The following is a 25244-nucleotide window of genomic DNA, read 5'->3' as shown; positions in this document are numbered from 1 at the left end:
GGTCCGGTTCGTCTCCGTGGAGCTGAGGTCTGGCAGGATGCGGAGGGTGGATCGGGGTGCTGGACGCACCGAGTGCCCCCTGTCGGAGCGCTAGCGAGGAGTGGGCATGACGGAGCACAAGCCGGTGGAGAGCTGGCTGACCGACATGGACGGCGTGCTGGTGCACGAGGAGCGCGCCATCCCGGGGGCGAGTGAGTTCATCTCGACGCTGCAGCAGTCCGGGAAGAGGTTCCTGGTGCTGACGAACAACTCGATCTTCACCCCGCGCGACCTCCGGGCCCGGTTGCTTGCCGGCGGCATCGATGTGCCGGAGCAGGCGATCTGGACGTCCGCGCTGGCGACCGCGCAGTTCCTTGACGACCAGCGACCCGGCGGTACGGCGTACGTGATCGGCGAGGCCGGCCTGACGACGGCGCTGCACGAGGTGGGATACGTGCTGACCGAGCGCGCGCCGGACTACGTCGTACTGGGGGAGACCCGGACGTATTCGTTCGAGGCGATCACCCGGGCGATCCGGCTGATCGCGGACGGCGCGAGGTTCATCGCGACCAACCCCGACCCGACCGGCCCGTCCACCGAAGGCCCGCTGCCCGCGACCGGCTCCGTCGCCGCGCTGATCACCCGCGCCACCGGCGTAGCGCCGTACTTCGTGGGCAAGCCCAACCCGCTGATGATGCGCAGCGCCCTCAACCGCATCGAGGCCCACTCCGAGACCAGCGTGATGATCGGCGACCGGATGGACACCGACATCATCAGCGGGCTCGAAGCCGGCCTCCGCAGCGTGCTCGTGCTGTCCGGCTCGACCGCCGACCATGAGGTCGAGCGCTTCCCCTACCGCCCGACCCGGATCGTCGAGTCCATCGCCGACGTGGTCCCACTCATCGCCGCCCTGTCCTAGCCTCGCCGGTACGCCGGTACGCCGGTACGCCGGTACGCCGGTACGCGCTCAGGTGCAAGATGTCGTGTAGAAGGCGTACCCGCGTGCCTTCAGCGTCCGCAAGATCGTGGGGAGCGCCGCCACCGTCTGGCTGCGATCGCCGCCGCCGTCGTGCATCAGGATCACCGAGCCGTTGCGGACGTTCGCCAGCACCCGCCGGACGATCGTCGACGTACCGGGCCGTGACCAGTCGGCCGGGTCGACCGTCCACAGCCGGACCGTCTTGCCAAGGCTCGCCGCTCGCCGATACGTCAGCTTGTTGACCCCGCCGTACGGCGGCCTGAGGCAGCGCGGCGTGTACCCGGTTTGCGCCCGAATCACCCGATCGGTGTTCAGCACCTCGGACCTGAACTTCGTCCACGACACCCGCCGCAAGTCGGGATGCGTCCAGGTGTGGTTCTGCACGCTGTTCCCGGCCAGATAGACCCGCCGGGTCAGCGACGGATACCGCGCCACGTTCTGGCCGAGCTCGAAGAACGTCGCCTTCACGCCGTACTGGCGCAGGATCGCAAGCACCTTCGGGGTGTACTGCGGCGACGGCCCGTCGTCAAAGGTCAGAATCACGTACTTCGACGCAGCCGCCTGTGGTGCATCGGCTGCCGCGGTAACCCCGCCCGCCGGCGAAGCGCACGCCGCAACCAGCACCGACCCGAACAACCCGAGTAGGACAACCACTATCCGCAACTGTGGACTTCGCATCATCAGGACCCCAGGTGTCGATGAGCATCACCTCCACCATCCGCGTGAACACCTGGAAAAGCTAGGGTCCCGGACCGCCAGCACTCACCAACCTGCTGCTTTCGGCCAGGAGGACGCCCCTGCACGCCTGGGCGGCGGCAGCCGGCCGCAGTTGGTGAGTGCTGGCGGTCCGGGACCTGCTAGAGCACCTGGGACAGGAACTGCTGAAGGCGGGGCGATTCGGCAGAGGTGAAGAGCTTTTCCGGTGGGCCGGACTCGACCACCACGCCGCGGTCCATGAAGGCGACCTGGTCGGCGACCTGGCGAGCGAAGCCCATCTCGTGGGTGACCACGATCATCGTCATGCCGGCTGAGGCGAGGTCCGCCATCAGGCCGAGGACGCCCTTCACGAGTTCGGGGTCCAGCGCGGACGTGGCCTCGTCGAAGAGCATCACCTCGGGCTTCATCGCCAGGGCGCGTGCGATCGCGACCCGCTGCTGCTGACCGCCCGACAGATTGCCAGGTCGCGACGAGGCCTTCTCCTTCAGACCGACCAGGTCCAGCTGCTGCATCGCCGCCGCGGCCGCCTCCTCGGAACTGAGCTTCTTGATCTTCCGCAACGGCAGGGTGATGTTCTCCAGCACGGTCTTGTGCGGGAAGAGGTTGAAGTGCTGGAACACCATCCCGATCCGCCGGCGTAGCTCGTCCGGGTTGCTCTTCAGAACCGACGTACCACCCAGCAGGACGTCCCCGTCGTCGGGTTCGAGCAGGCGATTGGTTGCTCGCAGCAACGTCGACTTGCCCGACCCGGACGGCCCGATCACGCAGGCCGTCCGGCCGGCCGGTACGACCAGGTCCACCCCTCGCAGGACCTTGTTGTTGCCGAAAGCCAGCTCGATCCCGGCGAGCTCCAGGCTGGCCGCCGCGAAGGCGGCAGGATCAACGGTGGTCGGCATGGACGAGCTCCTCGACCTCGAGTTCGGCTGGACGGCCCTCACGCAGCCGCTTGTCGAAGTAGTTGACCAGGTGCGTCAGCGGCACCGTGATGATCAGGTAGAAGATGCCTGCCAGCAGCAACGGCGACAGGTTGCCGTTCGTCGCCGCCGCGTCCTGGCCGATCCGGAACAACTCGCGCTGACTGGCCAGCAAGCCGAGGAAGTAGACCAGACTCGACTCCTTCACCAACGCGATGAACTGGTTCACCAGCGCCGGCAGGACCCGGCGGACACCTTGCGGAATGACGACGAGCCACATGCCCGAGCTGTAGCTGAAACCGAGCGCCCGCGCCGCCTCCAACTGGCCCTTCTCCACACTCTGGATGCCGGAGCGAAAGATCTCCCCGATGTACGCCGCCGCGATCAACGACAGGGCGAGGATCCCCAGCGGGTACGGGTTCGGGCCCCACCAATGCCGGGTGATCGGGGACAGCCCCTGGCCGATCAGCAGAATGGTCAGGATCGCGGGCAGGCCGCGGAAGATGTCGGTATAGAGCTTCGCCGGCCACCGTAGCCACCACCTGCGGGACAACCCCATCACCGCCACGACCATGCCGAGCACAGTGCCCAGCACGACCGAGGCGGCCCGCGAAGATGAGAGTGTTGACCAGCCCGACCCTCAGCATCTCCGGCAGGACTGCCTTCATCGACCCCCAGTCGAGGAAGGTGTCGTTCAGGGTGGACCAGACGTCCATCAGCCGGCTGCTGGGGTGCCGCTGGCCGTCGGCACGGCTGTCGGGAGGGCGAACTTGACGGTGCCGCTACCCGGCTTGAACGACGCCGGTACGGCGCGGCCCGGGTAGTACTGCTGGACCAGCTTCGTCCAGGTGCCGTCGGCGATCACCTCGTCGAGCGCCTTGTTGACGGCCTCACGCAGCTTGTCGTTGCTCTTGGCGACGGCGTACGCGGTCGGTGCCGAGCTGAGCTCCTTCGCGGCGAGGATGACCACGCCGCCGCCCTGCTCCTTGGCCATCTTCTCGCCGATCTCGGCAGGTGAGATCCAGGCGTCCGCGGTACCGGCCTTGAGCTGGCCGACGGCGGCGTTGTAGTTCGGCACGCGAACCGGGTTCAGGCTCTTCTGCGTCGCGTAGTCGTCCTGGACGGTGCCCTGGACCACAACCACGCGCTTGCCGCCGAGCTGATCGAACGACGTGATGCCGGCGGTCTTCGTCGTGTTCAGGCCGAGGTAGCCGAAGTCGTAGCCATTGCTGAAGGCAACCGTCTTCTTGCGTGCCTCGGTGATCGTGATCGACGAGCTGCCGAGGTCGAACTGGCCGCCGTTCACCTGCGAGAGCAGGGCGGAGAAGTCGGTACCGACGAACTCGGGCTTCAGGTTCAGCTTCGCGGCGACCGCGGTGATCAGGTCGTTGTCGAAGCCGGTGAACTTGCCGTCCTTGACGTACACGTTCGGCGGCGCGTCGGTCAGCGTGCCGATCCGGAGCGTGCCCGACTGGAGCAGGCCCAGATCGGGGCCAGAGGCATCGGACTTGTCGTCGCTGCCGCAGGCGGCCAGCGCGACGGCCAGGGTGACGGCCGTACCGAGCGCGGCGAACCGGCGAAGGGCGCTGAAGGCGCGCACAGGTGTCTCCTTAGAACAAGTGATCAGGATGCGGTGGGGATGGCCCACTCCACGACGCTAACGTCGCTTGCGGGCAACGAATTCCACCGTGACACCGGATGAGACGGCTCCGGAATGTCTACCCGGCTCGTGGTATATGAGCCGGGCCGGGAGTTCAGCGACTGTCGTACCGCTCTACCGTCAGCGGCCCCGCCCGCTCCTCGGCCTCACCCTGAGTCAGACTCCGCATGCCCATCGTTTCCCCCTCGAAGACGACCTCTGGCCGACCCTGATCGAGCGATCCGCTTCCGGATGGGCATCTACCGGGGGAGCGAAGCGGACGGGCATTTACCCGGGGGAGCGGAGGGTGCGCATCTTGGCTCGGGCGCCGCAGCGGGCCATCGAGCACCAGCGGCGGCGGTGGCTGCGGCTGGTGTCGACGAACAGCAGGGTGCAGGTGGGGTCCTCGCAGTCTCGGATCGACGCCGCCTCGGGTCCGGTGAGGAGGTCGATCCCGTCGCGGGCAACAGCGGCCAGTACCGCGGCTGCCGTCGACTCGGGTTCGTCGCGGTGGAGGGCTCCAGATCGGAGTACGAGGGCTGGGGCGTGGGTTTCGTGTGCGGCCCATTCGTTGACCAGGGCAACATCGGTGGAACGGGCCGGTGCTCGCCCGAGAGTCGCCATTGTCAAGCCGTACAAGGCTTCCCGCAGCAGCCGGGCGTCCTGCAGTTCCACAGCGGACGCAGTCAGCTCAACGCTCGTGGCGGTGGCGCTCGCGGCCTTGCTGAGGCCGGACTCGATGCCCCAGCGGGTCAGGTCTTCGGGCGTGCGTAACCGCTCGATGTCCTCCGAGCCGCGCTTGCCGAGCGTGCCGACGAAGTTGAGCGCCGGCCGCCCACCGATGAACGGGAACTCCAGGAGATCAACCGCCATGGGCGCTATCCAATCTGACTTCGTGTGCTCGCCAGCTCGTACAGGACGGTGTTTAGCGGGGTCGGTGTGCCGGTCTGCCGGCCGATTCTGACGACGGCGCCGGTCCAGGCTTCCAGTTCGGAAGGCCGGCCGGCGTTGATGTCACGTTGCAGGGAGGTGGTTCCGGCCTCGGGGAGGCTGTCCAGGAACGCCACGGTGGTGTCGACGGCATCGGTGGGCAGCTTGATGCCCGATGCCTTCGCGACCTGCTGGATCTCGGCCATGCTGTCCAGGATCAACTGCCGGGTGCCGGGGCGGGTACGGAGTACGCCGTACGGGGCGTTGGCGAGCGTTGCGATCGCGCCGACCGAGCCGAGTGCCAGGAACTTGGACCAGAGCGCCGCCCAGATGTCTGTCGCGACCGAGGCGATCAGGCCCGACCCCTGCAAGGCGTCGCGGAGGCGCTCCACCCGGGCGGTCGACCGGTTGTCCCACTCGGCGAAGGTGAGTTTGCCGCCGCCACCGATCTGCCGCACCCGCCCCGGGCCGTCGAGGAAGGCGATCACCTCGACCGCACCCGGGAGGACCGCCGTACTACCGATCGCGGCCGCGACCTGGTGCGGCGCCTCCACTCCGTTCTGGGTGGTGACGACCGCCGTGTCCGGGCCGATCAGCGGCTTCAGCGAGGCGATGGCCGGTTCGAGTTGCCAGGTCTTGACCCCGAGCAGCACGTAGTCGACCTCACCCACCTCCTCGGTGTCGGCCGTCGCCTTGACCTGGTCGACGGTGAAGTCGCCGGCCACGCTCTCGACCACCAACCCGTCCCGCCGCATCGCCGCCAGGTGTTCCCCACGCGCCACGAACGTCACCTCATGCCCAGCAGCGGCCAGCCGTCCCCCGAAATACCCGCCAACCCCGCCTGCGCCCAGCACCGCGATCTTGATCATCATCCCCCCATGTTACCCATCAAACCGGTAACACCAGAACCGCAGCATCCGGCACCTTTCCAGCAAGCTCACAGCGACACCCAGAGCGTCTGTTCCGTCACCGTAGGCAAGCCGCACCCGCGCACGAGCCGCGGCGGCCGACCGGCGGACCGGGGTGGGTGGGAGCGGCGAGGGTCGAGCTGCGTGCGGGCAGTTCGCCGTACCAGGATGTGACCTAGGTCGTGGACTGGTTTCGGGGGAGTGGCACACTGAAGGTACGAGTGAACCCACTCGCGTGCTCCGGGGTCGGTGTAATTCCGAGCCGGCGGTGATAGTCCGCGACCCGGCCGAGGATGTTTCTCGGCCGGTTGACCTGGTGGAATTCCAGGACCGACGGTGAAAGTCCGGATGGGAGGCGCACGCGATCGGCGGGTGCGCTCCGAGCGTCCGGACGACGCGAACGACGTGCTGCCCCGAAGAAGGGCAGGTCCGGAGGCGCGGAGTGCGGGCGCCGGTTGTCATGGCCCCGGTGTGCGTCCGTGACAACGAGGGACCCGTCAGTGAAGAACGTTTCGCCGATCGATATCGCGTGGATGCGTCGCGCCGTCGAACTCGCCGCTCACGGCATCGGCAGCACGCATCCGAATCCGGTCGTCGGCTGTGTCGTCACCAACCGGGACGGTCATCCGGTCGGCGAGGGCTTCCACGTGTACTCCGGCGGCCCGCACGCGGAGGTCGGTGCCCTGCGGATGGCGGGGGATCAGGCACGCGGCGGTACGGCGTACGTCACGCTCGAGCCGTGTAACCACACCGGCCGGACCGGTCCGTGTTCCGACGCGTTGATCGAAGCCGGCATCAGCCGGGTCGTGTACGCCGTGCCGGATCCGAACAAGCAGGCTTCCGGCGGTGCCGAGAAGCTGCGGAGCAAGACCATCCTCGTCGAGCAGGGCATCCTTCAGGACGAGGCCGAAGCGGTGAACCACGTCTGGTTGCACAGCGTCCGCACCGGCCGCCCGTTCGTCACGTGGAAGTTCGCGACCACGCTCGATGGGCGTAGTGCTGCGCCGGATCGGTCGAGCAAGTGGATCACCGGCCCGCTCGCCCGCGCCGACGTACACCGCAAGCGGGCCGAGTGCGACGCGATTGCCGTCGGCACCCAAACGGTGCTGACCGACGATCCCGAGCTGACGGTTCGCGACGAGCACGACGTACCGGCCGAGCGCCAGCCGCTCCGCGTCGTCGTCGGCGACCGCGAGATCCCGCCGACCGCGCGGGTCCGCAATGACCGCGCCGAGACCCTTCTGCTCCCCACACACGATCCTGCCGAGGTACTACGGCAGCTCGACGATCACCAGATCCGGCACCTCTGGCTTGAAGGCGGGCCGACACTGGCCGCTGCCTTCCTGCGGGCCGGCCTGGTCGATCAGATCGTCGCGTACGTCGCGCCGGCGCTGCTCGGCGCGGGCTTCTCGGCCGTCGGCGACCTCGGTGTGGAATCTATCGACCGGCTACGGCGCTTCAACCTTGCGGACGTCACTCGTCTCGGCGACGACGTCCGGCTCACCCTGACTCCCCTGGGAGGGAAGTAGATGTTCACCGGAATCGTCGAAGAGCTGGGCACCGTCGAGTCGCTCGACCTGCTGGAGGGCGACGCGGCCCGGCTCACCATTCGTGGCCCGAAGGTCACCGGGGACGCCGGTCACGGCGACTCGATCTCGGTCAACGGCTGTTGCCTGACCGTGGTCGGTACCGGCGACGGCACCTTCACGGCGGATGTGATGCGCGAGACGCTCAAGCGCACCAGCCTCGGCAGCGTCGAGAAGGGCTCCACCGTCAACCTAGAGCGGGCGGTCCAGGCGCACGCGCGGCTGGGCGGCCACATCGTCCAGGGCCACGTCGACGGCACCGGCACGATCGCGAGCCGGGAGCCGGCCGAGCACTGGGAGGTCGTCCGGATCGCTGCGCCGCCGGAGATCCTGCGGTACGTCGCGGAGAAGGGCTCCATCGCGGTCGACGGGGTGTCCCTCACCGTCACCGATGTGGACGACAGCACCGGGACCTTCGGGATCAGCTTGATCCCCACCACACTCGAACTGACCGTGCTCGGCCGCAACAAGATCGGCGACACGGTGAACCTCGAGGTCGATGTGATCGCGAAGTACGTCGAGCGGCTACTCGTTGCTGGAGGCAAATAATGGATTGGCTGCTGCACTCGCAGGTGACGATCGGCGGCTCGCCGGTCCTGGTCCGGGAGATCGTCGGGAACGTGTTCGGACTGGCGAGCGCGCTGTTCGGGATGCGCCGGGTGGTCGCAGCGTGGCCGGTCGGGATCGTCGGCAACGTGTTGCTGTTCACGGTCTTCGTCGGCGGAGTCTTCGATACCCCGCAGGACAAGGACCTTTGGGGTCAGGCCGGGCGGCAGGTCTTCTTCGCTCTCGTCAGCATCTACGGCTGGTACCGCTGGTACCAGACCCGCCACAGCGGCGCCGGCACCGGCGTACAGCCTCGATGGGCGACGACCCGCCAGCGACTTGAGCTGCTCGGCGTGGGCGTCGTGCTCTACGCGATCGCGTACCCGGTGCTGAAGGCGCTCGGATCGTGGGGACCGCAGTGGGACGCGTGGATCCTCACGGGTTCGATCCTGGCGACGTACGGGATGGCGCGCGGGTTCGTCGAGTTCTGGCTGGTCTGGATCGCGGTGGACGTCGTCGGCGTACCGCTGCTGGTGCAGTCCAAGTTCTACCCGTCCGCGGCGATGTACGTCGTGTACGGACTGTTCTGTGTCCTCGGATTCGCGTCTTGGTGGCGGATCCAGAATCGTGCGGCGGTCACCACGACGCCCGAACCAGTAGTGGTGGGCTGACATGGGTGAAGTGCTGAAGCTCGACACGATCGAGCACGCCGTCGACGAGATCCGCGCCGGCCGGCCGGTGATCGTGGTCGACGACGAGGATCGCGAGAACGAGGGCGACCTGGTCTTCGCGGCGTCCAAGGCGACGCCGGAACTGCTGGCGTTCCTGATCCGCTACAGCTCGGGCGTGGTCTGCGTCCCGATGGAGGCGGCCGAGCTGGACCGGCTCGGGATCCCGCTGATGACGCCGCACAACCGCGAGCGGCTGCGTACGGCGTACACGATCTCTGTGGATGCCCGCGACAAGGTGACGACCGGCATCTCGGCGGCCGATCGTGCTCGGACCATCCGGGTGCTCGCGGACTCGGCGTCGGAGTCGTACGACCTGGTGCAGCCGGGGCACGTCTTCCCGCTGCGGGCGCGCGAGGGCGGCGTACTGGTTCGGCCTGGGCACACCGAGGCGTCGCTGGACCTGGCCCGGATCGCCGGGCTGCGGCCGTCCGCGGTGATCGCCGAACTGGTGAACGACGACGGCACGATGAAGCGCGGGGGAGACCTGCGGACGTTCGCGGACGAGCACGGGCTGGTGCTGATCTCGATCGAGGACCTGATCCGGTACCGGCGGCGGACCGAGAGCCAGATCCAGCGGGTCGCGACGACGACACTGCCGACGCAGTACGGCGATTTCGTTGCCCACGGCTACCGGAACACCGTCGACGGATCGGAGCAGCTCGCGCTGGTCCGCGGCGAGATCGGCGACGGGCCGACGCTGGTCCGCCTGCATTCCGAATGCCTGACCGGCGATGTCTTCGGCTCACTGCGGTGTGACTGCGGTCCGCAGTTGGACGAGGCGATGCGCCAGGTCGCGGCCGAGGGTGGCGTTGTCGTCTACCTGCGTGGGCATGAGGGACGCGGGATCGGGCTGCTGCACAAACTGCAGGCGTACGAGTTGCAGGACGCCGGCCGCGACACGGTCGACGCGAACCTGGATCTCGGGCTGCCTGCCGATGCCCGCGACTACGGCACCGGTGCGCAGATCCTGGCCGACCTGGGGATCACGTCGGTGAAGTTGCTGACGAACAATCCGGACAAGCTGGCCGGCGTCCAGGGCTACGGCATCGATGTGGTCGAGCGTCGCGGTATCTCGATCGACCCGACCGAACACAACCTGCGGTACCTGCGGACCAAGCGCGATCGGATGGGCCACCACCTGCCTACCGGCACGGACGAGAACGGAGCCAACTGATGTCGGGAAGCGGAGCACCCACGATCCAGATCCCGCGCGCTGAAGGCGTCCGGGTCGCCGTGATCGCCGCCCAGTGGCACCCGACGATCACGGACTCCCTGGTCGCCGGAGCTGAGCGTGCCCTGGCCGACTCGGGCGTCACCGACTTCAAGGTGATCCGGGTTCCCGGCTCCTTCGAACTCCCGGTCGCGGCGCTGCACGCGGCCCGGAGCGGGTACGACGCGGTGGTCGCCCTCGGCGTCGTCATCCGCGGCGACACCCCCCACTTCGAATACGTCTGCCAGGCGGCGACCGACGGCCTCATGCGCGTCTCGGTCGACACCGGCGTCCCGGTCGGCTTCGGCCTCCTGACCTGCGACAACGACCCCCAGGCCCTGGACCGAGCCGGCCTCCCCGACAGCCGCGAAGACAAAGGCTACGAATCCACCCACGCAGCCCTGGCAACCCTCCTCGCCACCCGCTCCCTGTAACGCCTTGCGTCCGAAGAGGCGAGGGGCAGGACCCCCACCTCTTCGGACGCAAGAGCTCAGTCGTCAAGCCACGGATTCACGCCTATCTGACGGTCGCCCGGTTCGACGAGGTTGAGCTTTATCGCCGGCGGTTCGCAGTACTGCGTGAGTCGGCGCTGACCGGGGACCAGTTCTCTGCTTTCCTCGCTACCCTGCGAGCCGAACTGGTGTCGCGGGCGGAGGGCTCGCGGGCCTGATTGGTCCTCGGTCAGGTTGTTGGGAGGTGGGGGGTGATGATTTGTAGGAGGGTTGCGTGGGTTTGGGGGTCGGCGGCGGCGATTACGCCGGGGCCTGCGTACAGGGGGCCTCCGTGGAGGTCGGTGACGGTGCAGCCGGCCGGCGCTGCAAAGGGCTAAGCACGCTGTGAAATGCACGCTGTCGCGGAGGTTTCCGTCGGTCACGTAGGCGGCGCGCCTGCCTGCGGCTACCCAGGCGACGGCCAACGTCGTCGATAGGACTCGCTGACCGAAGGTCTTCCGGAACGTGTCGTCGGTCAGGAGTCTCGACCCGAGAAAGTCGCCGTCCGTTATCGGGTCGAGGTTGACGTCGACGAGGCGCGAGCCGGCCCGACGGGGTCAGCGGGACGTCGGATCCGCCGCGCCGCACGCTCGCCGTCCGTCCGTCGGTCCAGAAGGTCTCGCCTGACATTGGATCCGCGGCTGCGGCGACGGAGGCCTCGCCGTCGACCTGCAGCGCGACGTTGACCGAGAAGAGCGGAGTCTGGGCGGCGAAGTTGAGCGTCCCGCACAAGGGGTCTACCAGCCAGCGCCTGGGTGCATCAGCATCGCCGCTCGCGCCGTACTCTTCGCCGACTATCGCATCCGCAGGCCTGGCCTGATGGATCAGATTCAGAATGGCCTGTTCCGCGGCGAGGTCCGCGTCTGTCGCGAAGTCCGTCGCCGACTTGTCGTGCCGGCCAACCGACGCGCCGTACTTGGCGCGCACCACCGCGGCCCCCGCCTCAGCAGCCGCGATCGCCAGGTCGACATCAGAACCTCTTTGCTCACTCATGCCCCCATCCAACACGCCGTGGCTGGGGACCTCGGACACCTTGTCGGGATCTTGAACAAGTTATTTGGTGTCCGAGGTCCCCAGTTGCTGTCCTAAGTCCCCAGTTGGCGACAGCCCCCAGTTGGCGACCTACGGGGTGCGGGTGTGGGTCATTTGCCAGTTGGGGAGCCAGGTTCGGCCGTTGTCGGTGGAGAAGGATTGTTCCCAGGCCGCCTTGTCGGTGCCGGGGGTCCAGGTGAAGCGGACGATGACTTCCTCGCCGTCCCACGGTTCGCGGGCCTCGAAGATGCCGGTGCCGTTGGTGTCGAACGAGCCGATGACCGGGGTTTCGAGTTTGCCTCGGAGGCTGTTGATCCAGTGAATCGCCCAGGTGCGGTCGGTGGGGTTGTAGACGCGCAAGGTGGCGCCACGGAAGCCTTCGGTGGGGAACCAGCCTTCGTCGAAGCTGATGGCGCCGTCGAAGTAGCTGTGGACCTCCATCCGGGATTCCATCTCGTACCACGTGGCCGGCTCGCCCAGGTACGGCTTGCGGCGGCGGTTGTGCATGTCCCAACTGCCGACCAGGAAGTCGAAGTCGCCGGTCAGCTTGGGGGTGTCCACGCGCGGCGGTTCGGTCGAGCGCCGGGTGAATTCCATTGTCCAGTTGACTTCCCAGGTCTCACCACCGTCGTCCGAGAATGACTGTTCCCAATGCGCGGTCTCCGCCGTGACGTCCGACCAGGCGTAGCTGACCAGGATCGGCTTCCCGTCCAGCTCTTCCTCACCGACGAGCCAGCAACTGTCACCCGACCACTTCCCCCGGACCGGCGGATAGACCTCCATCGTGGTGCTGCTGATCCAGTAGATCGTCCACTCTTCCGAGACCGGGTCGAACAGCCGCACCGACATTCCGTACGACGACCTGGTCGGGAACCGCATCTCGTCGATGCTGATCGCCCCGTCGAAATGGGTCCGTGCGGAACACGTACCGACGTATTCCTGCCACTCGGAACTCCCGGTCAGCGGCTTGTTCAAGGTCCGGTGCACGACATCGAAATACCCGTTCAGGAAGTCGAAATCGCCGGTCACCTTGGGAAAGCGCCGGGTGAAGGTCATCGTCCAGTTGCTCTCCCAGGTCTCGCCGCCGTCCGCGGAGAAGAACTGCTCCCAGACCGGTACGCCGCCCTTCGTCCACCGGAACCGGACGTCCACCGGCCGGCCCTCGTGCTCGTCAGGCCCTTCGAGGATGCCGATGTCGTCCAGCCCGAAGCCGCCGTAAACGGGTGGCTCGAGGACGCCCCGCGAACTGTTGATCCAATAGATCGCCCAGGATCCGGCCGCCACGTCGTACAGGCGCACGGTCATGCCGTCGAAGTCCTCGGTCGGGAAGAACGTCTCGTCGATGCAGACCGCACCGTTGAAGAGCGTGTAGCAACTGGCGGTCCCGGCGAACTCGCGCGACTCGTCGCTGCCGGTCAAAGGCGCCAGCAAGCGGCGGTGTCGCACGTCCCACTCGCCGACGAAGAAGTCGAAATCGCCGGTAACCTTCGGGATGTCCAGCGCCGGCGGCTCGGTGTCCCGCCGGGTCAGGTCCATCGTCCAGTTCGTCTGCCAACTGCCGTTCACCGTGTACGCCTGCTCCCAGTGCGCGGTCTCGTCGGTGATGTCAGACCAGATGAGCCGCACCGGGATCTCCTGGCCGTCGACCTCGTCAACGCCGTACAGGGTGCAACTGCCGTCCGACCAGGCGCCGTGGACCGGCGGTTGGAGCTTCCCGGTCCTGCTGTTCACCCAGTGGACCGTCCAGTCCTTCTCGGCCGGGTTGAAGAGCCGGAGCGACAGCCCGTACGACGCCTTGGTCGGGAACCGGGCTTCGTCGATGCTGACGGCCCCGTCGTGATGGGTCCGGCCCGCTGCAGGTCCCGGCGTACTCCTCCCACTCGCCGGAGGCCGTCAGGATGCGATTGACGACATCGAAGTGGCCGGTCAGGAAGTCGAAATCACTGGTCAGTTTGCTCATGACCAGAGCTTCTCGGATAAACCTGACAGTGAGTGGCAGTGTTTAGAACTAGTCTCGGAGCATGCGTTCAAGCCGGTTGTTGTCGATCCTCCTGCTGCTCCAGACGCGCAGGCGGCTGACTGCGCGCGAGCTGGCCGATGAGCTCGAGGTGTCGCTGCGGACGATCTATCGCGATGTCGAGGCGCTCGCCGCAGCCGGCGTTCCGGTGTACGCCGACCAGGGGCGGGCCGGGGGATACCGGCTGGTCGACGGTTATCGCACCAAGCTGACCGGCCTCACCGAGCAGGAGGCGGCCGCGTTGTTCATGGTCGGCATGCCAGGTCCGGCGGCCGCGCTCGGGCTGACCGAGCAGACCAGTGGGGCCGAGTTGAAGCTGCTCGCCGCGCTGGCGCCCGATCAGCGCGATCGCGCCGGTCGGCTGAAGAACCGGTTCTACCTCGATATGCCGGCCTGGTACCGCGATGCCGAAGCTTCGCCGCACCTCGCAGCGATCGCCGAGGCGGTGCTGCACGCTCGCCGGATCAAGGTGCTCTACCGCCGCTGGGAGGCGCCGCGCGAGGTCGAGCGCACGCTGTCGCCGTACGGGCTGGTCTTGAAAAACGGCAGTTGGTACGTCGCGGCTTCGGCGTCTGGGAGCTCGATCCGGACCTACCGGGTCTCCAATATCCTCGACCTGACCTCGACCGACGAGAGCTTCACCAGGGTCGCCGGGTTCGACCTGCCGAAGTACTGGCAGGAGCATCTCGACCAGTTCGAGGTACGCCGGTTCACCGCGCACGCCTCGGTCCGGATCGCGCCCGCGCTCGTACGCCGGCTCGCGGATCTGTCCGCCACGCTGTTGCTGAAGGCAATCACCGACGCCGGGGCGGGACCGGATGAGGACGGCAGCATCACCGTCTCGGTCCCGATCGAGTCCGTCCCGAATGCCGCCACCCAGCTCATCCGCTACGCCGGCGACCTCGAAGTACTGGAACCGCCTGAACTCCGGGCAGAACTAACCCGCCTCGCCACGGCGGTCCTCACCCTCTACGAGGCCGATCGACCTCGCCTACGCGGCGGCGCTGACGGATCTCGTTAGGTTCTCTTGGGTCAATATATTATGATTCCCGTATTATATTAGTTACGGATCAGCTGACATCAGGGACGGTACCGCAGCCCGGTCTGTTCCAGAACTAGGAGCTCGGATGAAGATCACGGTTTTCGGGGCGACCGGTGGGATCGGCGGCCAGGTGGTGGAGCAGGCGCTGGCCGCCGGCCACAAGGTCGCGGCGGTGGTGCGCGAGTCGTCGACCTACGACGTGAGCCACCCATCGCTGCAGGTGTTCCGGGTGCCCGGCCTCAAAGATCCGGAGACGCTGCGGCCGGCGCTCGACGGGAGTACGGCGGTCGTGTCGGGTGTCGGCGCTCGCGGCCGCAAGGACGGACCTGTCGCTTCGGGCAGTACCCGCTCGATTCTCGCGGCGATGGCGGCGGTAGGCGTCCATCGGTTCGTCGCGGTCAGCGCGATCCCGCTCGGGCCGATCCCGCCGGACGAGAGCTTCCTCAACCGTCGCGTCGTGCTGCCGATGATCAACGCTTTCGCGGCCGATGTGTACGCCGATCTGCGGCTGATGGAGGCCGACATCATGAGCAGTTCGACCGAGTGGACCATCGTCCGGCCGCCCAAGCTCACCGGCAAGTCGCTGACCGGCAAGTACCGGGTCTCGATCGGCGACACCGTGCCGCGTACCTACAGCATCTCGCGAGCCGACGTCGCCCACCTGATGCTGGCGGCGCTCGACAACCCCGCGATGCTGAATCAGCCAGTCAGCGCGGGCTACTGAAATGACTACGGTCCGCCCGGCAATCGTGGTCTTCCGCGGCGTGAGCCTCCTTTTCACCGGACTCTTCTCCGGCTTCCTCCTCGCGGTACTCGTACTGGAGAAGTCATTGCGGGCGTACGACGGCTCGGTCTACACGCAGGTTCGGAAGGTCGAGCTCGATTCCCTCGACCGGTTGGCGTCCGTCACCTTGATCCCGGCGCTGGTCAGCACCCTGATCCTCGCCGTACTCACCTTCAGGGCCCGAGGCAACGACCGGTGGTTCCTGATCGCGGGTATCGCGTTGCTGGTGGTCGTCTTCGCAGTGTCGCTGGCAGTCAATCTGCCGATCAATGCCGACCAAGCGGACTGGTCAGTGCAATCACCGCCGTCGGACTGGGCGACCGTACGCAATCACTGGCAACTCGCGCACGTGATCCGGACAGTGTCAGCGATCGGAGCGTTCGGCTCCCTGCTCGCGGCAGGCCTCACCCGTACCGCCGGACGCAGGTGATCAGTGGGCGAGGTGTCCCGAGCGACAGGTAATGGGCGGCTGCTGGCTTGAGTTTCGCGCTCAGCCGGGTGGTGACGGGGGCCGGATACGGGCCCATTACCTGTCGCTCGGGACGCCGGAGGCTGCTGCTGGGCGTTCGCCGAGGAACGGATTCGCCTCGGAGGCCTGGGCGGTGGTCAGCTGTGACGACCTGCTGCCGCGACCAGCTCAAGCGGTACTGCGGAGCGCGTGTTGCCGCTGAAGCCGGTGACGTCAACAGCCATCGTCAGCGAGTTGAGTAGGGCCTCCTCGGTCGCCTCCATCGTCGCTTGGAAGACCTTGCCGAGTTCGGATTCCGGTACGCCGGAAGTGGTCGCTGTGCTGAAGGCGATCGCGTAGTCGCCGCTGCCGGGTGCGTAGTCGGAACCGACCCGGCCCATCGCGAAGATCGCGCGGCGGGCGACTCGGCCGAGTTGGCGGGCGTCGAGGGGGAGGTCTGTGGCGACGACGATCATGCAGGAGTTGCCACCCGGCGTACCGATGGCTTGAGGAGCAGAGACCGGCGTACCGAGCACTGTGAGGATCCCCGAGAAGTTGGATTGGACCAGTACGCCGACCGTGCCGCCTGGCGCTTGGCGGGACGACGTACCGATGCCTGCTTTGAACCCGAGTGCTGCGGTTCCGGTCCCGGCGCCGACGCAGCCCTCGGCGGGCAGCTCCGCGGATGCCGACGACAGTGCGGCGAAGACATGCGAGGGGGTGATCGGGCGGCGACGGATGTCGGAGAGAAACCATCGTTCGTCTCGCCGACCACGGGATTCAGGCTGGTCGCCTCCGGATCCCGCTCGAGCAACCAGGTCACCAGCGCGTCGGCGACCCGAAAGACCGACAACGTCCCGGTCAGCAGAATCGGCGTCTCGAGCACCCCGAGCTCATCCACCTGAGTCGACCCAACCAACTTCCCATACCCATTCCCCACCGCGACCGCCGCCGGCAACCGAACCGCATCGGGTGCTTCGGGGTGGAAGCCCGGGGGCACGATCGCGGTGACACCTGTGTGGAGGCCGCCATCGTCGATCGTGGTGTGGCCGACCAGGACGCCGGGGACGTCGGTGATGGCGTTCAGGGGGCCGGTCGGCAGGGTGCCGGGGACGATTCCCAGGGCGCGGACTCTTGTTGGCATGACAGCTATCGTCTGCCAGATGGTCGAAAAGTTGCAGCAGGTCAGCGGCCGGGTGTGGCTCTACCCACACGACCCGGATCCGGAAGCGATCCGCGCCTCGGTCGCCCTGATCACCGGCGACGACGGCAGCATCCTCGTCGACGCCGGCAACAGCCCGGCCCACGCCCGCGAGATCCAGCAGGCAATCACCGAGGCAGGGCCTGCCCGCACCGACAACCCTCGTCTACACCCATCACCACTGGGACCACACCTGGGGCGCCTGCGCCTGGAAGGGCGTCGAGATCGTCGCCCACGCCTCAGCGACCGACCTGCTCACCACCGAAGCAAACCGGCCATGGAGCCACCAATACCTCCGCGACCAGGTGACCGAGAACCCAAAACTCGGACCGAGCTTCCGCGCTCGCGCCCTCGCGATGCCCGACTGGGACGGGTTCGAAGTGCTCCCGCCGCACCGCACCTTCGAGGACAAGCTCGACCTGGCGTACGGCGTACAGCTGCGTCATGTCGGCGGCAACCATGCGCCGGACTCGCTCGTCGTGACCATTCCGGACGCCCGCGTGATGCTGCTCGGCGACTGCTACTTCCCGCCGCCGTTCCACCTCAGGAAAGAGACCGACGGCCTCGACCACGCGATGGCCCGCCGCCTGCTGCGCGAGCGGCACACCTGGTACGTCGACGCGCACTCCCCACCCCGCTCCCTGACAGCCGCTAATACCGCGGTCGAGTCTTGAGTCGCACGGGCGGAACGCCTCACCAACCAGCACGCCGACAGCGGCAGGCGGAGCCGGGTCGTCCGGAGAGCGAGACCTGGGGGCACGGGGTCGGGTGGGGACCAACTAGGCTGGTCCAGCGATGAAGACCTTTGACGAACTCTTCGCCGAGCTGGGCGAGAAGGCACTGACCCGACCGGAGGGCTCCGGCACGGTGGCAGCGCTGGATGCCGGCGTGCACACGATCGGCAAGAAGCTGGTCGAGGAGGCCGCCGAGTCCTGGATGGCCGCCGAGCACGAGGGCAAGGAGCGGGCCGCGGAGGAGCTGAGCCAGCTGCTCTACCACGCGCAGGTGATGATGCACGCGCTCGGCCTGAGCCTCGACGACGTGTACCGACATCTGTAGGAGCGCCCTACGGATCACCGGTTCACCTCTCACAGATAGGCCATTGCCATGCTGCGCGTCGCAGTACCGAACAAAGGCTCGCTGAGCGAAGCCGCCATCAGCATCCTGACCGAGGCCGGCTACCGGCAGCGCCGGACCACCAAAGACCTCTCCCTGACCGATCCGGACAACGGCGTCGAGTTCTACTACCTGCGCCCCCGCGACATCGCCGTGTACGTCGGCGAGGGCACGCTCGATGTCGGCATCTCCGGGCGCGACCTGGTGCTCGACTCGCACGCCGACGACGACATCATCATGGGTCTCGGCTTCGGCGGCTCGACCTTCCGGTTCGCAGGGCGGCCCGGCGTCGCGCAGTCGGTCAAGGACCTCGAAGGCAAGCGGATCGCCACCTCCTTCGCCGGGATCCTCGCCGACCACCTCGACGAGAACGGCGTCAAGGCGTCCGTGGTCCGGCTGGACGGCGCGGTCGAGTCCGCGGTCCAGCTCGGTGTGGCCGACGTGATCGCCGACGTGGTCGAGACCGGTACGACGTTGCGCCAGGCTGGGCTGGAGGTGTTCGGCGAGCCGATTCTCAAGTCCGAGGCGGTCCTCATCCGCCGTCACGGCGTGGACCGGCCGGCCGGGCTGGAGCAGCTCGTACGGCGACTCGAAGGCGTCCTGGTCGCGCGCAACTACGTGATGATGGACTACGACATCCGCGCCGAGGCGGTGGAGGCCGCGAACGCGGTCGCACCGGGCCTGGAGTCGCCGACGGTGTCACCCCTTCATCGGGAAGGCTGGGTCGCCGTCCGCGTGATGGTGCCCCGGGCCGAAGCGCAGCGGATCATGGACCAGCTCTGGGAGATCGGTGCCCGTGCCATCCTCACCACCGATATCCACGCCTGCCGGATCTGATGAGATGACCCAGAAGCCGTCGTTGTGGACCTTCCACCCGTGGATCATCGCGATGATGGCCGCGGTGATGGGGGTCTGCATCATCGCGGTCTTCGGGGTGATCTGGTTCCGGTTCGACGACGAGTCCAGGGCCACCTTCAGCTGGTTCCAGCGGCTCACCCTGCTGGCGTTCTTCGGCGTGGTCCTGTGGCTGCTCTACCGGATGGGCACGGTCCGCGTCACGGCGTACGAGGACGGGCTGGCGGTGCGGAACGTCTTCAAGTCGTACCGCTACGCCTGGAGCGACGTGAAGGCGCTGCGGTTCAACCCGGGCGACCCGTGGCTGCAGCTGTTCGATGCCAACGGCAACCGCCTCGGCGTACTCGCCATCCAGGCATCCGAAGGCAGCCGCGCGGGCGCCGCGGCCAAGCACCTGGCCGGCGTCGCGCGCGCCCACGGGGCCGGGCCTAGCAGCTGATTCTGTATGTCGTGGTGTGGTCGTCGCCCGGCTTCAGCACGATCAGGTCGTCGCCGCTGATGAAGGCGTCCGGCGGACACGTCATCGGCTCGACCGCGAGGCCGACGCGGCCGATCGCATTCCCTGTATAAAGCTGCATCCACGTGGTGTCGCTGGTCAGCACAGCCCGGTTTCCGGTGTCCGGATCGGTCAGTGTCACCGACCAGACCGGCGGCAAGGCGGTGAACGCGTTGTCGATGTCGAGATCCTGCAACAGCCGCGCCTTGCCGAAGTCGTACTGCGAGCCCGCGACCGCCGCCGTACCGATCGGACTCAGGCGATCCGGCGTCACCTCGAGCCACTGGTCCGCGGTGAACTCCAGCTCGCACTCGTCGATCTTGCGCCCGACGCTGAGATAGGGATGGGTGCCATAGCCGTACGGCGCGTCGCTCGAACCGATGTTCGTCGCCTTCGCGGTGACGGTCAGGCCGTCGTCGCCGAGCCGGTAGGTGATCCCGAGGTCCAGTTGGTGCGGGTACCCCGGGAGTCCGTGCAGCCGGTGCGCCACCTCGACGACGGACTCGTCGATCCCGTCGTCGGCGCGCTCCCAGTTCGCCCACCGGGTCAGCCCGTGGATCGCGTTGGATCGGGCCGGCTCGGACAGATAGAGCTGCTGATCGACGCCCTGGAAGGTGTACTTCCCGTCGGTGATCCGATTCGGCCACGGGAACATGTGCTGCCCGATCCCCGCGTGCGCGCCCTTGTCCTCCGGATACCCGACGAGCAGCTCACGCCCCTCGTGGCCAAGTCCGCGCAGACCGCCTCCGACACTCACCACCGTCCCGGCATACCCACCGGCCCGGATGGTCCACTGCTCGCCCGACGGCAAAACACTCATGTCCCCATCCTTACCCACGGCGAACACCTGGTGGGTTAACACCACATAGCGGACACCAATCGATGACCGACCTGCCCGGGCGGTGGCCTGTCAGGAGGCGGCGGAGTCGTGCGAGAGGTTGACCGACTTGGCGATCAGTTCCAGCTCCGGATCGTGGGGAGCCGCGGGGGAGCCGTCGACGATGACGTTGGCTCGGGAACGGGTGTTCTCGGCGCCGAAGTGGTCGCGTTCCCAGCGCATCCAGTCGAGCCAGCGGTCGCGGAGGGCTTCGCCGTCGCGGGTGATGCCTCGGTCCAGGCGGACCTCGTTGCTGGTCTCGATCCACAGTTTCAGCGACTGCCAGGGGTCGGCGTCGCGGTCGGCCGAGGTGACGCCCTCGACGATCAGCAGATCTAGGGTGACCGGTACGACGTGGAGCTCGGCGTAGGCGTTCAAGTTCCAGTCGTAGCGGCGGTAGCGGCCCTCGCGGCCGTCCGCGAGGCGCTTCAGCACGTGGTCGCGGAGGAGGCCGAAGCCGCGGACGGCGCCGTCCCACCCGTCGTACAGGTCGTCCATGTGGATGACCAGGGTGTGCAGGTCGCGGGCCTCGGCGCGGGCGGCGATCCGCCCGGCCAGGGTGCTCTTGCCGGAGCCGGCGGGACCGTCGACGCTGATCAGCCGGGTCCGGCCGAGCCGGGCGGGCGTGGCCAGGACGTGGTCGAGGAGGCTGTCGATGGTCAGTGGGTCAGTTGATTCCATGGCGCTTCAGGATGTCCTCGATCTCGTCGAACTCCGACGACTCCTGCTTCGAAGCCTTCCCGGCCTTGGCCTTGGGGGCTTTGGCGGGCTTGGCAGCAGGGGCGGAGGCCGAGGCGGGGGCGGGCCCGGTGGCCGTCAGTTCGCCGACGGCGGCTGACGCGGGCTTGGTCTTGGGTGCCTTCTCCGAGGCGCCACCGCGACTGCGGGCGACACCGGACACGACGTACAGGACGACGGAGACGCCGAACAGCGCCGCGCCGGCCCACACGGTGGGGGAGAAGATCAGATGCGTGACCCAGGTGACAGCGGACTTCACAATGTCCCAGAGCAGCTTCAGCAGCCCGGTCATGTACAGCGCGACCGGCAGCAGCGACCAGGCCAGTCCGCGGGTCCCGGCAGCCAGGCCGCGGCGCCGCCAGGCGATCCACGAGCCGATCAGGCCGAGCAGCGTCAGGCCCACGCACAGCGGCAGCAGCGTCACATCGTTGAAGTCAGGCACACACCCAGGCTCGCACAGGAAACGCCGGAACCAAGAGGGGAAGAGCCCTGACGCCACCCTGAAACCGCGCTCCGGGGACAATAGGCGGGTGCAACCAGAACGCCGCTTGGCCTTTACCGGGTTCGACAACGACGACGGGTCGGCTGACCCCGCGCTCGGCCAGGCGCTGCTCGAGCGCGATCAGGGGGCGATTCTGCTCGCGCTGACCAAGGCCCGGCTGCTGGTGCCGGTGGTGGCGATGCTGGGCGAGGTCGAGTACGACGAGCAGGGGCTCGCGCACGACAAGACCTCCGACATGGCGGTGGCGCTGCTGCAGGGGCAGGACGGGCGGAACGCGCTGCTGGCGTTCACCAGCACCGACAGTCTCGCCAGGTGGAGCCCCGAAGCACGGCCGATGCCCGCTCAGGCGCAACTGGTCGCGACCGCCGCGATCCAGGAGGGCGCCACCGCGCTCGTTCTCGATGTGGCCGGACCGGCGCCCGCAGTACTGGAGACAGACGACGTACGGCGCCTGGCCGCCGGCCTCCAGGTCGTACGCCTGGAAGACGGCGGCTACGGCTGGATCACCCCAGCCTGAGATCACCCCGCTGGGGAGTTGACTGCGTCCATCGGCTTCGGGCGCATCGCGAGGTGGCCGGCGATCGCGGTCACGGGGAGTACCAGCAGCAGGACCAGGGCGATCCAGGCGAACAGCAGCCACAGCGGCCCGGACGGGATCGGCCACCCGCGGGTCGCGATCGCGATCGCGATCGGGAAGATGCTGAAGCAGGCCGCGACCACCCCGAGGACCAGGCCCATCGCCGCGATCACCAGATTCTCCAGGTAGAGCATCTTCGAGATCTGCCGCCGGGTGGACCCGCTCAGCCGCTGCAGCCCGAACTCGCGACGCCGATCCAGCACCGCGACAGCGATCGTCGAACCCCTCAGCTCATCCAGCGATCCAGCCCGCACCTTCCCCTTGTACACAGCTCCGTTGAGCCCAAGCAGCGGCCACGGATCACTCGTGTGGGACGTGTCGTACGGCTCCTCGATCCACCCCTTGCTCCGGACCGGCTCCGAGGCCGCGGAAACACCTTCCGTACTGCGAACCTGCTCGAACAGCCTGGCCGAGATGCCACCTGACGAGCTGGTAACCACCACATCGGCGTACAGGTTGTCCGTCAGCAGTACTTCGTCCGGGGAAAGCAGCGGGCCGAGGGTGGTGAGGAGGGAATTCATCGTGGTCTTCCTTCGCTGAAGGAGAGGTGCCTACGATGAAAAAGCGTAGGGGTTGAACAGTTATCCGGCCGAGGAGTGGAAGACCCGTTTCGGTGGTGGTGCTAGCTCCCCTGTTTGCCCTTTGGTGCCGACTTCGGGGCTCGGATGCGGAAGGATGAAGAGCATGAGCGAGGCGATGGACAGTGGAGGCGGCGCAGAGCTGCCGCCCGGCCTCGCGCTGTCCTGGGGCGTTCACCCGATCCAGCGGCGCGGCCCGAAGCCGGCGCTGAGCGTCGACCAGATCGTGGCCACCGGCATCGAGTTCGGTGACAACCTGGGCTTCGAGGCGATCTCACTGCAGCGGATCGCGGCGCACCTCGGCGTCAGCACCAACGCGATGTACCGCTACGTCAGCTCCAAGGACGAGCTGATCGTTCTCGTCGCCGACAAGGCCTGGGGGCGCGCGCCTTCGGAGATCCTCGAGGCCGATGGCTGGCGGGAAGGCTCACGCGCGTGGTGTCAGGCGCAGGTCGACCGGTACGCGGAGCGCCCGTGGTTGCTGGAGGTACCCATCCGCGGCGCCCCGGTGACGCCGAACCTGCTGCACTGGCTGGAGACTCTGCTCCGGGTGCTGGAGGGGACGGGGCTCAGCCAGCACGACATGCTGGGCTGCGCACTGCTCTTCGACGGACTCGCCCGCAGCTATGCCAACCTGTTCCGGCAACTGGCAGCCAGCAATTCCGCGCCTGTCGAGTCGCAGGCAGTGGGGGAGTTCCTCGTCCCGCAATTGGTTGCCGCCGGCTACGACAAGGTGCTGTCGCTCTACATGAACCAGGAGTACGAAGACACCGTCGACGACGACCTCGACTTCGGCCTGAACCGCATCCTCGACGGCATCCAGGTCCTCATCGACCGCCGGTAGTCTCCCTCCTGCGTCGGCCGCTCAATCATCCGCCGGAGACGCCGCTCCTCAAGGGGGTGCTGTCCCGAGCGACAGGTAATAGTCCCCGGAATCGCCCTAGACGACACCTGGCTGAGCCTCGCGCTCAGGTGTGGGGTCGGCCATTACCTGTCGGTCGGGACACTCCACCGCAAAGCCAGCCGGAAGACAGCCGCGACAGAAGGAGCTGCGACGGGGTGGGCCTGTTGAGTGTGCGGCTAGTTGTTGGTGGGGAGGGCGATCCGGACTGGGCCGTTTGCGCGGGCGGCTACCCAGGCGAGGTGGAAGTTGCTGCCTGGGGCGATCTCGGCGCGGCGGTGGGGCTCGGTGCGGGGATTCATCGGGGCGGTGATGGTGGTCGCGGGCTGTGGGTGGACGCCGGTTGAGCGGACCTCCGCGATTACCTCGGCCAGAGCTTCGGCGGCCGGCTTGCGTTGGTGGTCGACTGTGAAGAGGCCTAGGTCGTATTCGCGGTCCGGGAAGTCGAGCAGGCGGCGGTCGATGTCGTGGGAGGACCACCAGGTGATGCCCCACAGGGCCCGATTGTGGACTACCGAATCGATTGTCCGCCGGGTGAACTCCGCCTGCAAGTTCACCGGGATGTCCGGGCCCGGTACGCCGATCTCCTGCAACCACACTGGCCGCGACGGATCCAGCGAGGTCGCGGCGGCCAGCTCGACGAGGTAGTCCGCGTGCGTCAGCGTCGCGGGGCCGAGCGGCCCGTCCACTCGGGAGACCCCGTTGAAAACCCACGAGTGGACGGTGCTCAGCTCACCCAGATCGACGATGTCGACCGGGTGGAACGGGTGGTCCGGCTTGTACCAGGCGTCGTCGAAGACCGAATGCAACGCCAGTACGTCGGGCGCCGCCTTCTTCACCGCGACCAGGAGATCCCGCGCCCAGCTCGTCGAACTCGAAGGCGTCGTCGAACTGTCCGGCCACAGGTTGTTCACCTCGTTCCCGAGCGTGATCGCGAAGACGTTCGGCCGCGTGGCCACCGCGCCCGCCACCGCCTCGCAGTACGCCGTGAGTCCGTCGCGCACGCTCATGTCCTCGAAGATGCTCCGCCGGTGCCAGGTCAGCACCCACGACGGCAGGAAGTCGAAGCTCGAGAGGTGTCCCTGGACCAGGTCGACCCCGACCCCGAGCCCGTACTCCGCGGCCGCGTCGATCAGATCGAGCAGGTCGTCGATCGCGCGCTGCCGGATGATCGCCCGGTTCGGCTGGATCCACGGCCAGATCGGGAACACCCGGACGTGGTCGAGCCCGAGCCCGGCCAGGTCGGCGAAGTCCCGGCGGACGGCGGCGCCGTCGTAGTCGAGCCAGCTGTAGAACCAGCCGGAGGACGGGACGTAGTTCGCGCCGAACCGAGGCGTGACGGGATCCAAGAGCATGAGAAGGATGCTAAATCGGTTTAGCCAAGAACGCC

Annotated in this window: 29 protein-coding genes, 1 pseudogene and 1 riboswitch; of the genes and pseudogenes, 16 read left to right on the top strand and 14 right to left on the bottom strand. The window is 67.6% G+C overall.

Annotation, left to right across the window (positions count from 1 at the left end):
* The first annotated feature begins 106 nt into the window (after window positions 1-106).
* The gene (locus F1D05_RS08560; protein WP_185446763.1) at window positions 107-898 is read left to right on the top strand and encodes an HAD-IIA family hydrolase; all 792 of its coding nucleotides are present in this window, start codon (window positions 107-109) and stop codon (window positions 896-898) included.
* A gap of 48 nt (window positions 899-946) precedes the next feature.
* Here the strand turns inward: F1D05_RS08560 and F1D05_RS08555 are convergent, their stop codons facing one another.
* From F1D05_RS08555 to F1D05_RS08530, 6 genes are all read right to left on the bottom strand, one after another.
* Window positions 947-1636: a polysaccharide deacetylase family protein gene (locus F1D05_RS08555; protein ID WP_246486527.1), complete on the bottom strand. Its 690-nt coding sequence runs from the start codon at window positions 1634-1636 to the stop codon at window positions 947-949.
* 179 nt (window positions 1637-1815) lie between these two features.
* Complete coding sequence (locus F1D05_RS08550) at window positions 1816-2571, bottom strand: amino acid ABC transporter ATP-binding protein (protein WP_185446761.1); 756 nt, start codon at window positions 2569-2571, stop codon at window positions 1816-1818.
* Window positions 2555-3184 (bottom strand): amino acid ABC transporter permease, encoded by a 630-nt coding sequence (locus tag F1D05_RS08545; RefSeq protein ID WP_246486526.1) that lies wholly within the window; start codon window positions 3182-3184, stop codon window positions 2555-2557. The genes F1D05_RS08550 and F1D05_RS08545 overlap by 17 nt, the downstream gene beginning before the upstream one ends.
* A gap of 120 nt (window positions 3185-3304) precedes the next feature.
* Complete coding sequence (locus tag F1D05_RS08540; RefSeq protein WP_185446760.1) at window positions 3305-4189, bottom strand: ABC transporter substrate-binding protein; 885 nt, start codon at window positions 4187-4189, stop codon at window positions 3305-3307.
* Window positions 4190-4516: 327 nt separating this feature from the next.
* The gene (locus F1D05_RS08535; protein WP_185446759.1) at window positions 4517-5101 is read right to left on the bottom strand and encodes a CGNR zinc finger domain-containing protein; all 585 of its coding nucleotides are present in this window, start codon (window positions 5099-5101) and stop codon (window positions 4517-4519) included.
* A gap of 5 nt (window positions 5102-5106) precedes the next feature.
* Window positions 5107-6030 (bottom strand): 2-dehydropantoate 2-reductase, encoded by a 924-nt coding sequence (locus F1D05_RS08530; RefSeq protein WP_246486525.1) that lies wholly within the window; start codon window positions 6028-6030, stop codon window positions 5107-5109.
* A gap of 268 nt (window positions 6031-6298) precedes the next feature.
* Window positions 6299-6430: riboswitch (FMN riboswitch) on the top strand.
* A 136-nt stretch (window positions 6431-6566) separates the two neighbouring features.
* On the opposite strand from F1D05_RS08530, the gene ribD reads away from it, so the two are divergent.
* From ribD to ribH, 5 genes are read left to right on the top strand one after another with little or no spacing between them, the layout of a single operon-like run.
* Entirely contained in the window at window positions 6567-7595 is a 1029-nt protein-coding gene (gene ribD / locus F1D05_RS08525; RefSeq protein WP_185446758.1) for a bifunctional diaminohydroxyphosphoribosylaminopyrimidine deaminase/5-amino-6-(5-phosphoribosylamino)uracil reductase RibD, read from the top strand.
* Window positions 7596-8201, top strand: a complete 606-nt coding sequence (locus F1D05_RS08520) for a riboflavin synthase (RefSeq protein ID WP_185446757.1) — start codon at window positions 7596-7598, stop codon at window positions 8199-8201.
* Complete coding sequence (gene pnuC, locus F1D05_RS08515; protein WP_185446756.1) at window positions 8201-8869, top strand: nicotinamide riboside transporter PnuC; 669 nt, start codon at window positions 8201-8203, stop codon at window positions 8867-8869. The genes F1D05_RS08520 and pnuC overlap by 1 nt, the downstream gene beginning before the upstream one ends.
* Window position 8870: 1 nt before the next feature.
* Entirely contained in the window at window positions 8871-10103 is a 1233-nt protein-coding gene (locus F1D05_RS08510) for a bifunctional 3,4-dihydroxy-2-butanone-4-phosphate synthase/GTP cyclohydrolase II (protein WP_185446755.1), read from the top strand.
* A complete protein-coding gene (ribH, locus tag F1D05_RS08505) occupies window positions 10103-10573 on the top strand; it encodes a 6,7-dimethyl-8-ribityllumazine synthase (RefSeq protein WP_185446754.1) in 471 nt (156 codons plus the stop codon). The genes F1D05_RS08510 and ribH overlap by 1 nt, the downstream gene beginning before the upstream one ends.
* A 318-nt stretch (window positions 10574-10891) precedes the next feature.
* On the opposite strand, the gene F1D05_RS42880 is transcribed toward ribH, so the two are convergent.
* Entirely contained in the window at window positions 10892-11623 is a 732-nt protein-coding gene (locus F1D05_RS42880; RefSeq protein ID WP_185446753.1) for an inositol monophosphatase family protein, read from the bottom strand.
* 129 nt (window positions 11624-11752) lie between these two features.
* Window positions 11753-13288, bottom strand: coding sequence for a hypothetical protein (locus F1D05_RS38710; RefSeq protein WP_206686123.1), 1536 nt, complete (start codon window positions 13286-13288; stop codon window positions 11753-11755).
* On the opposite strand from F1D05_RS38710, the gene F1D05_RS08490 reads away from it, so the two are divergent.
* The 4 genes from F1D05_RS08490 (at window position 13278) to F1D05_RS08475 (ending at window position 15935) form a co-directional block, all read left to right on the top strand.
* Window positions 13278-13502 (top strand): hypothetical protein, encoded by a 225-nt coding sequence (locus tag F1D05_RS08490; RefSeq protein ID WP_185446752.1) that lies wholly within the window; start codon window positions 13278-13280, stop codon window positions 13500-13502. The genes F1D05_RS38710 and F1D05_RS08490 overlap by 11 nt on opposite strands.
* Before the next feature lie 181 nt (window positions 13503-13683).
* Entirely contained in the window at window positions 13684-14700 is a 1017-nt protein-coding gene (locus tag F1D05_RS08485; protein WP_185446751.1) for a helix-turn-helix transcriptional regulator, read from the top strand.
* Window positions 14701-14806: 106 nt separating this feature from the next.
* On the top strand, window positions 14807-15445 hold the full coding sequence (locus F1D05_RS08480) for an NAD(P)-dependent oxidoreductase (RefSeq protein WP_185446750.1): 639 nt from the start codon (window positions 14807-14809) through the stop codon (window positions 15443-15445).
* A 1-nt stretch (window position 15446) separates the two neighbouring features.
* Window positions 15447-15935: a DUF1772 domain-containing protein gene (locus F1D05_RS08475; protein ID WP_185446749.1), complete on the top strand. Its 489-nt coding sequence runs from the start codon at window positions 15447-15449 to the stop codon at window positions 15933-15935.
* 176 nt (window positions 15936-16111) lie between these two features.
* Here the strand turns inward: F1D05_RS08475 and F1D05_RS08470 are convergent.
* Window positions 16112-17097: pseudogene (locus F1D05_RS08470) on the bottom strand (P1 family peptidase).
* Between the two features lie 200 nt (window positions 17098-17297).
* On the opposite strand from F1D05_RS08470, the gene F1D05_RS08465 reads away from it, so the two are divergent.
* The 4 genes from F1D05_RS08465 (at window position 17298) to F1D05_RS08450 (ending at window position 19564) form a co-directional block, all read left to right on the top strand.
* Window positions 17298-17828, top strand: a complete 531-nt coding sequence (locus F1D05_RS08465; protein ID WP_206686326.1) for an MBL fold metallo-hydrolase — start codon at window positions 17298-17300, stop codon at window positions 17826-17828.
* A 121-nt stretch (window positions 17829-17949) separates the two neighbouring features.
* Window positions 17950-18213 (top strand): phosphoribosyl-ATP diphosphatase, encoded by a 264-nt coding sequence (locus F1D05_RS08460; protein ID WP_020390973.1) that lies wholly within the window; start codon window positions 17950-17952, stop codon window positions 18211-18213.
* A gap of 48 nt (window positions 18214-18261) precedes the next feature.
* Window positions 18262-19107 carry an ATP phosphoribosyltransferase gene (hisG, locus tag F1D05_RS08455; RefSeq protein ID WP_185446748.1) on the top strand — a complete coding sequence of 282 codons (846 nt, stop codon included), beginning with the start codon at window positions 18262-18264 and terminating at the stop codon, window positions 19105-19107.
* A gap of 4 nt (window positions 19108-19111) precedes the next feature.
* Window positions 19112-19564, top strand: a complete 453-nt coding sequence (locus F1D05_RS08450; RefSeq protein ID WP_185446747.1) for a PH domain-containing protein — start codon at window positions 19112-19114, stop codon at window positions 19562-19564.
* On the opposite strand, the gene F1D05_RS08445 is transcribed toward F1D05_RS08450, so the two are convergent.
* From F1D05_RS08445 to F1D05_RS08435, 3 genes are all read right to left on the bottom strand, one after another.
* Entirely contained in the window at window positions 19554-20441 is an 888-nt protein-coding gene (locus tag F1D05_RS08445) for an aldose 1-epimerase family protein (protein ID WP_185446746.1), read from the bottom strand. The genes F1D05_RS08450 and F1D05_RS08445 overlap by 11 nt on opposite strands.
* Window positions 20442-20531: 90 nt before the next feature.
* Entirely contained in the window at window positions 20532-21179 is a 648-nt protein-coding gene (locus F1D05_RS08440) for a uridine kinase family protein (RefSeq protein WP_185446745.1), read from the bottom strand.
* A complete protein-coding gene (locus F1D05_RS08435; RefSeq protein WP_185446744.1) occupies window positions 21166-21678 on the bottom strand; it encodes a hypothetical protein in 513 nt (170 codons plus the stop codon). The genes F1D05_RS08440 and F1D05_RS08435 overlap by 14 nt, the downstream gene beginning before the upstream one ends.
* Before the next feature lie 88 nt (window positions 21679-21766).
* Between F1D05_RS08435 and F1D05_RS08430 the strand changes: the two genes are divergently transcribed.
* Window positions 21767-22255 (top strand): SseB family protein, encoded by a 489-nt coding sequence (locus F1D05_RS08430; protein WP_185446743.1) that lies wholly within the window; start codon window positions 21767-21769, stop codon window positions 22253-22255.
* 2 nt (window positions 22256-22257) lie between these two features.
* Here F1D05_RS08430 and F1D05_RS08425 read toward each other — a convergent pair whose 3' ends face one another.
* Window positions 22258-22896 (bottom strand): FtsX-like permease family protein, encoded by a 639-nt coding sequence (locus F1D05_RS08425; protein WP_246486524.1) that lies wholly within the window; start codon window positions 22894-22896, stop codon window positions 22258-22260.
* Window positions 22897-23059: 163 nt separating this feature from the next.
* Between F1D05_RS08425 and F1D05_RS08420 the strand changes: the two genes are divergently transcribed.
* Entirely contained in the window at window positions 23060-23797 is a 738-nt protein-coding gene (locus tag F1D05_RS08420) for a TetR/AcrR family transcriptional regulator (RefSeq protein ID WP_246486523.1), read from the top strand.
* Window positions 23798-24033: 236 nt separating this feature from the next.
* Here the strand turns inward: F1D05_RS08420 and F1D05_RS08415 are convergent, their stop codons facing one another.
* A complete protein-coding gene (locus F1D05_RS08415; protein ID WP_185446742.1) occupies window positions 24034-25209 on the bottom strand; it encodes a glycoside hydrolase 5 family protein in 1176 nt (391 codons plus the stop codon).
* Window positions 25210-25244: the final 35 nt, after the last annotated feature.

It is taken from the genome of Kribbella qitaiheensis (assembly GCF_014217565.1).
GTDB classification, from domain to species: Bacteria; Actinomycetota; Actinomycetes; order Propionibacteriales; family Kribbellaceae; genus Kribbella; species Kribbella qitaiheensis_A.
This window is presented reverse-complemented; position numbering and strand designations above follow the sequence as displayed.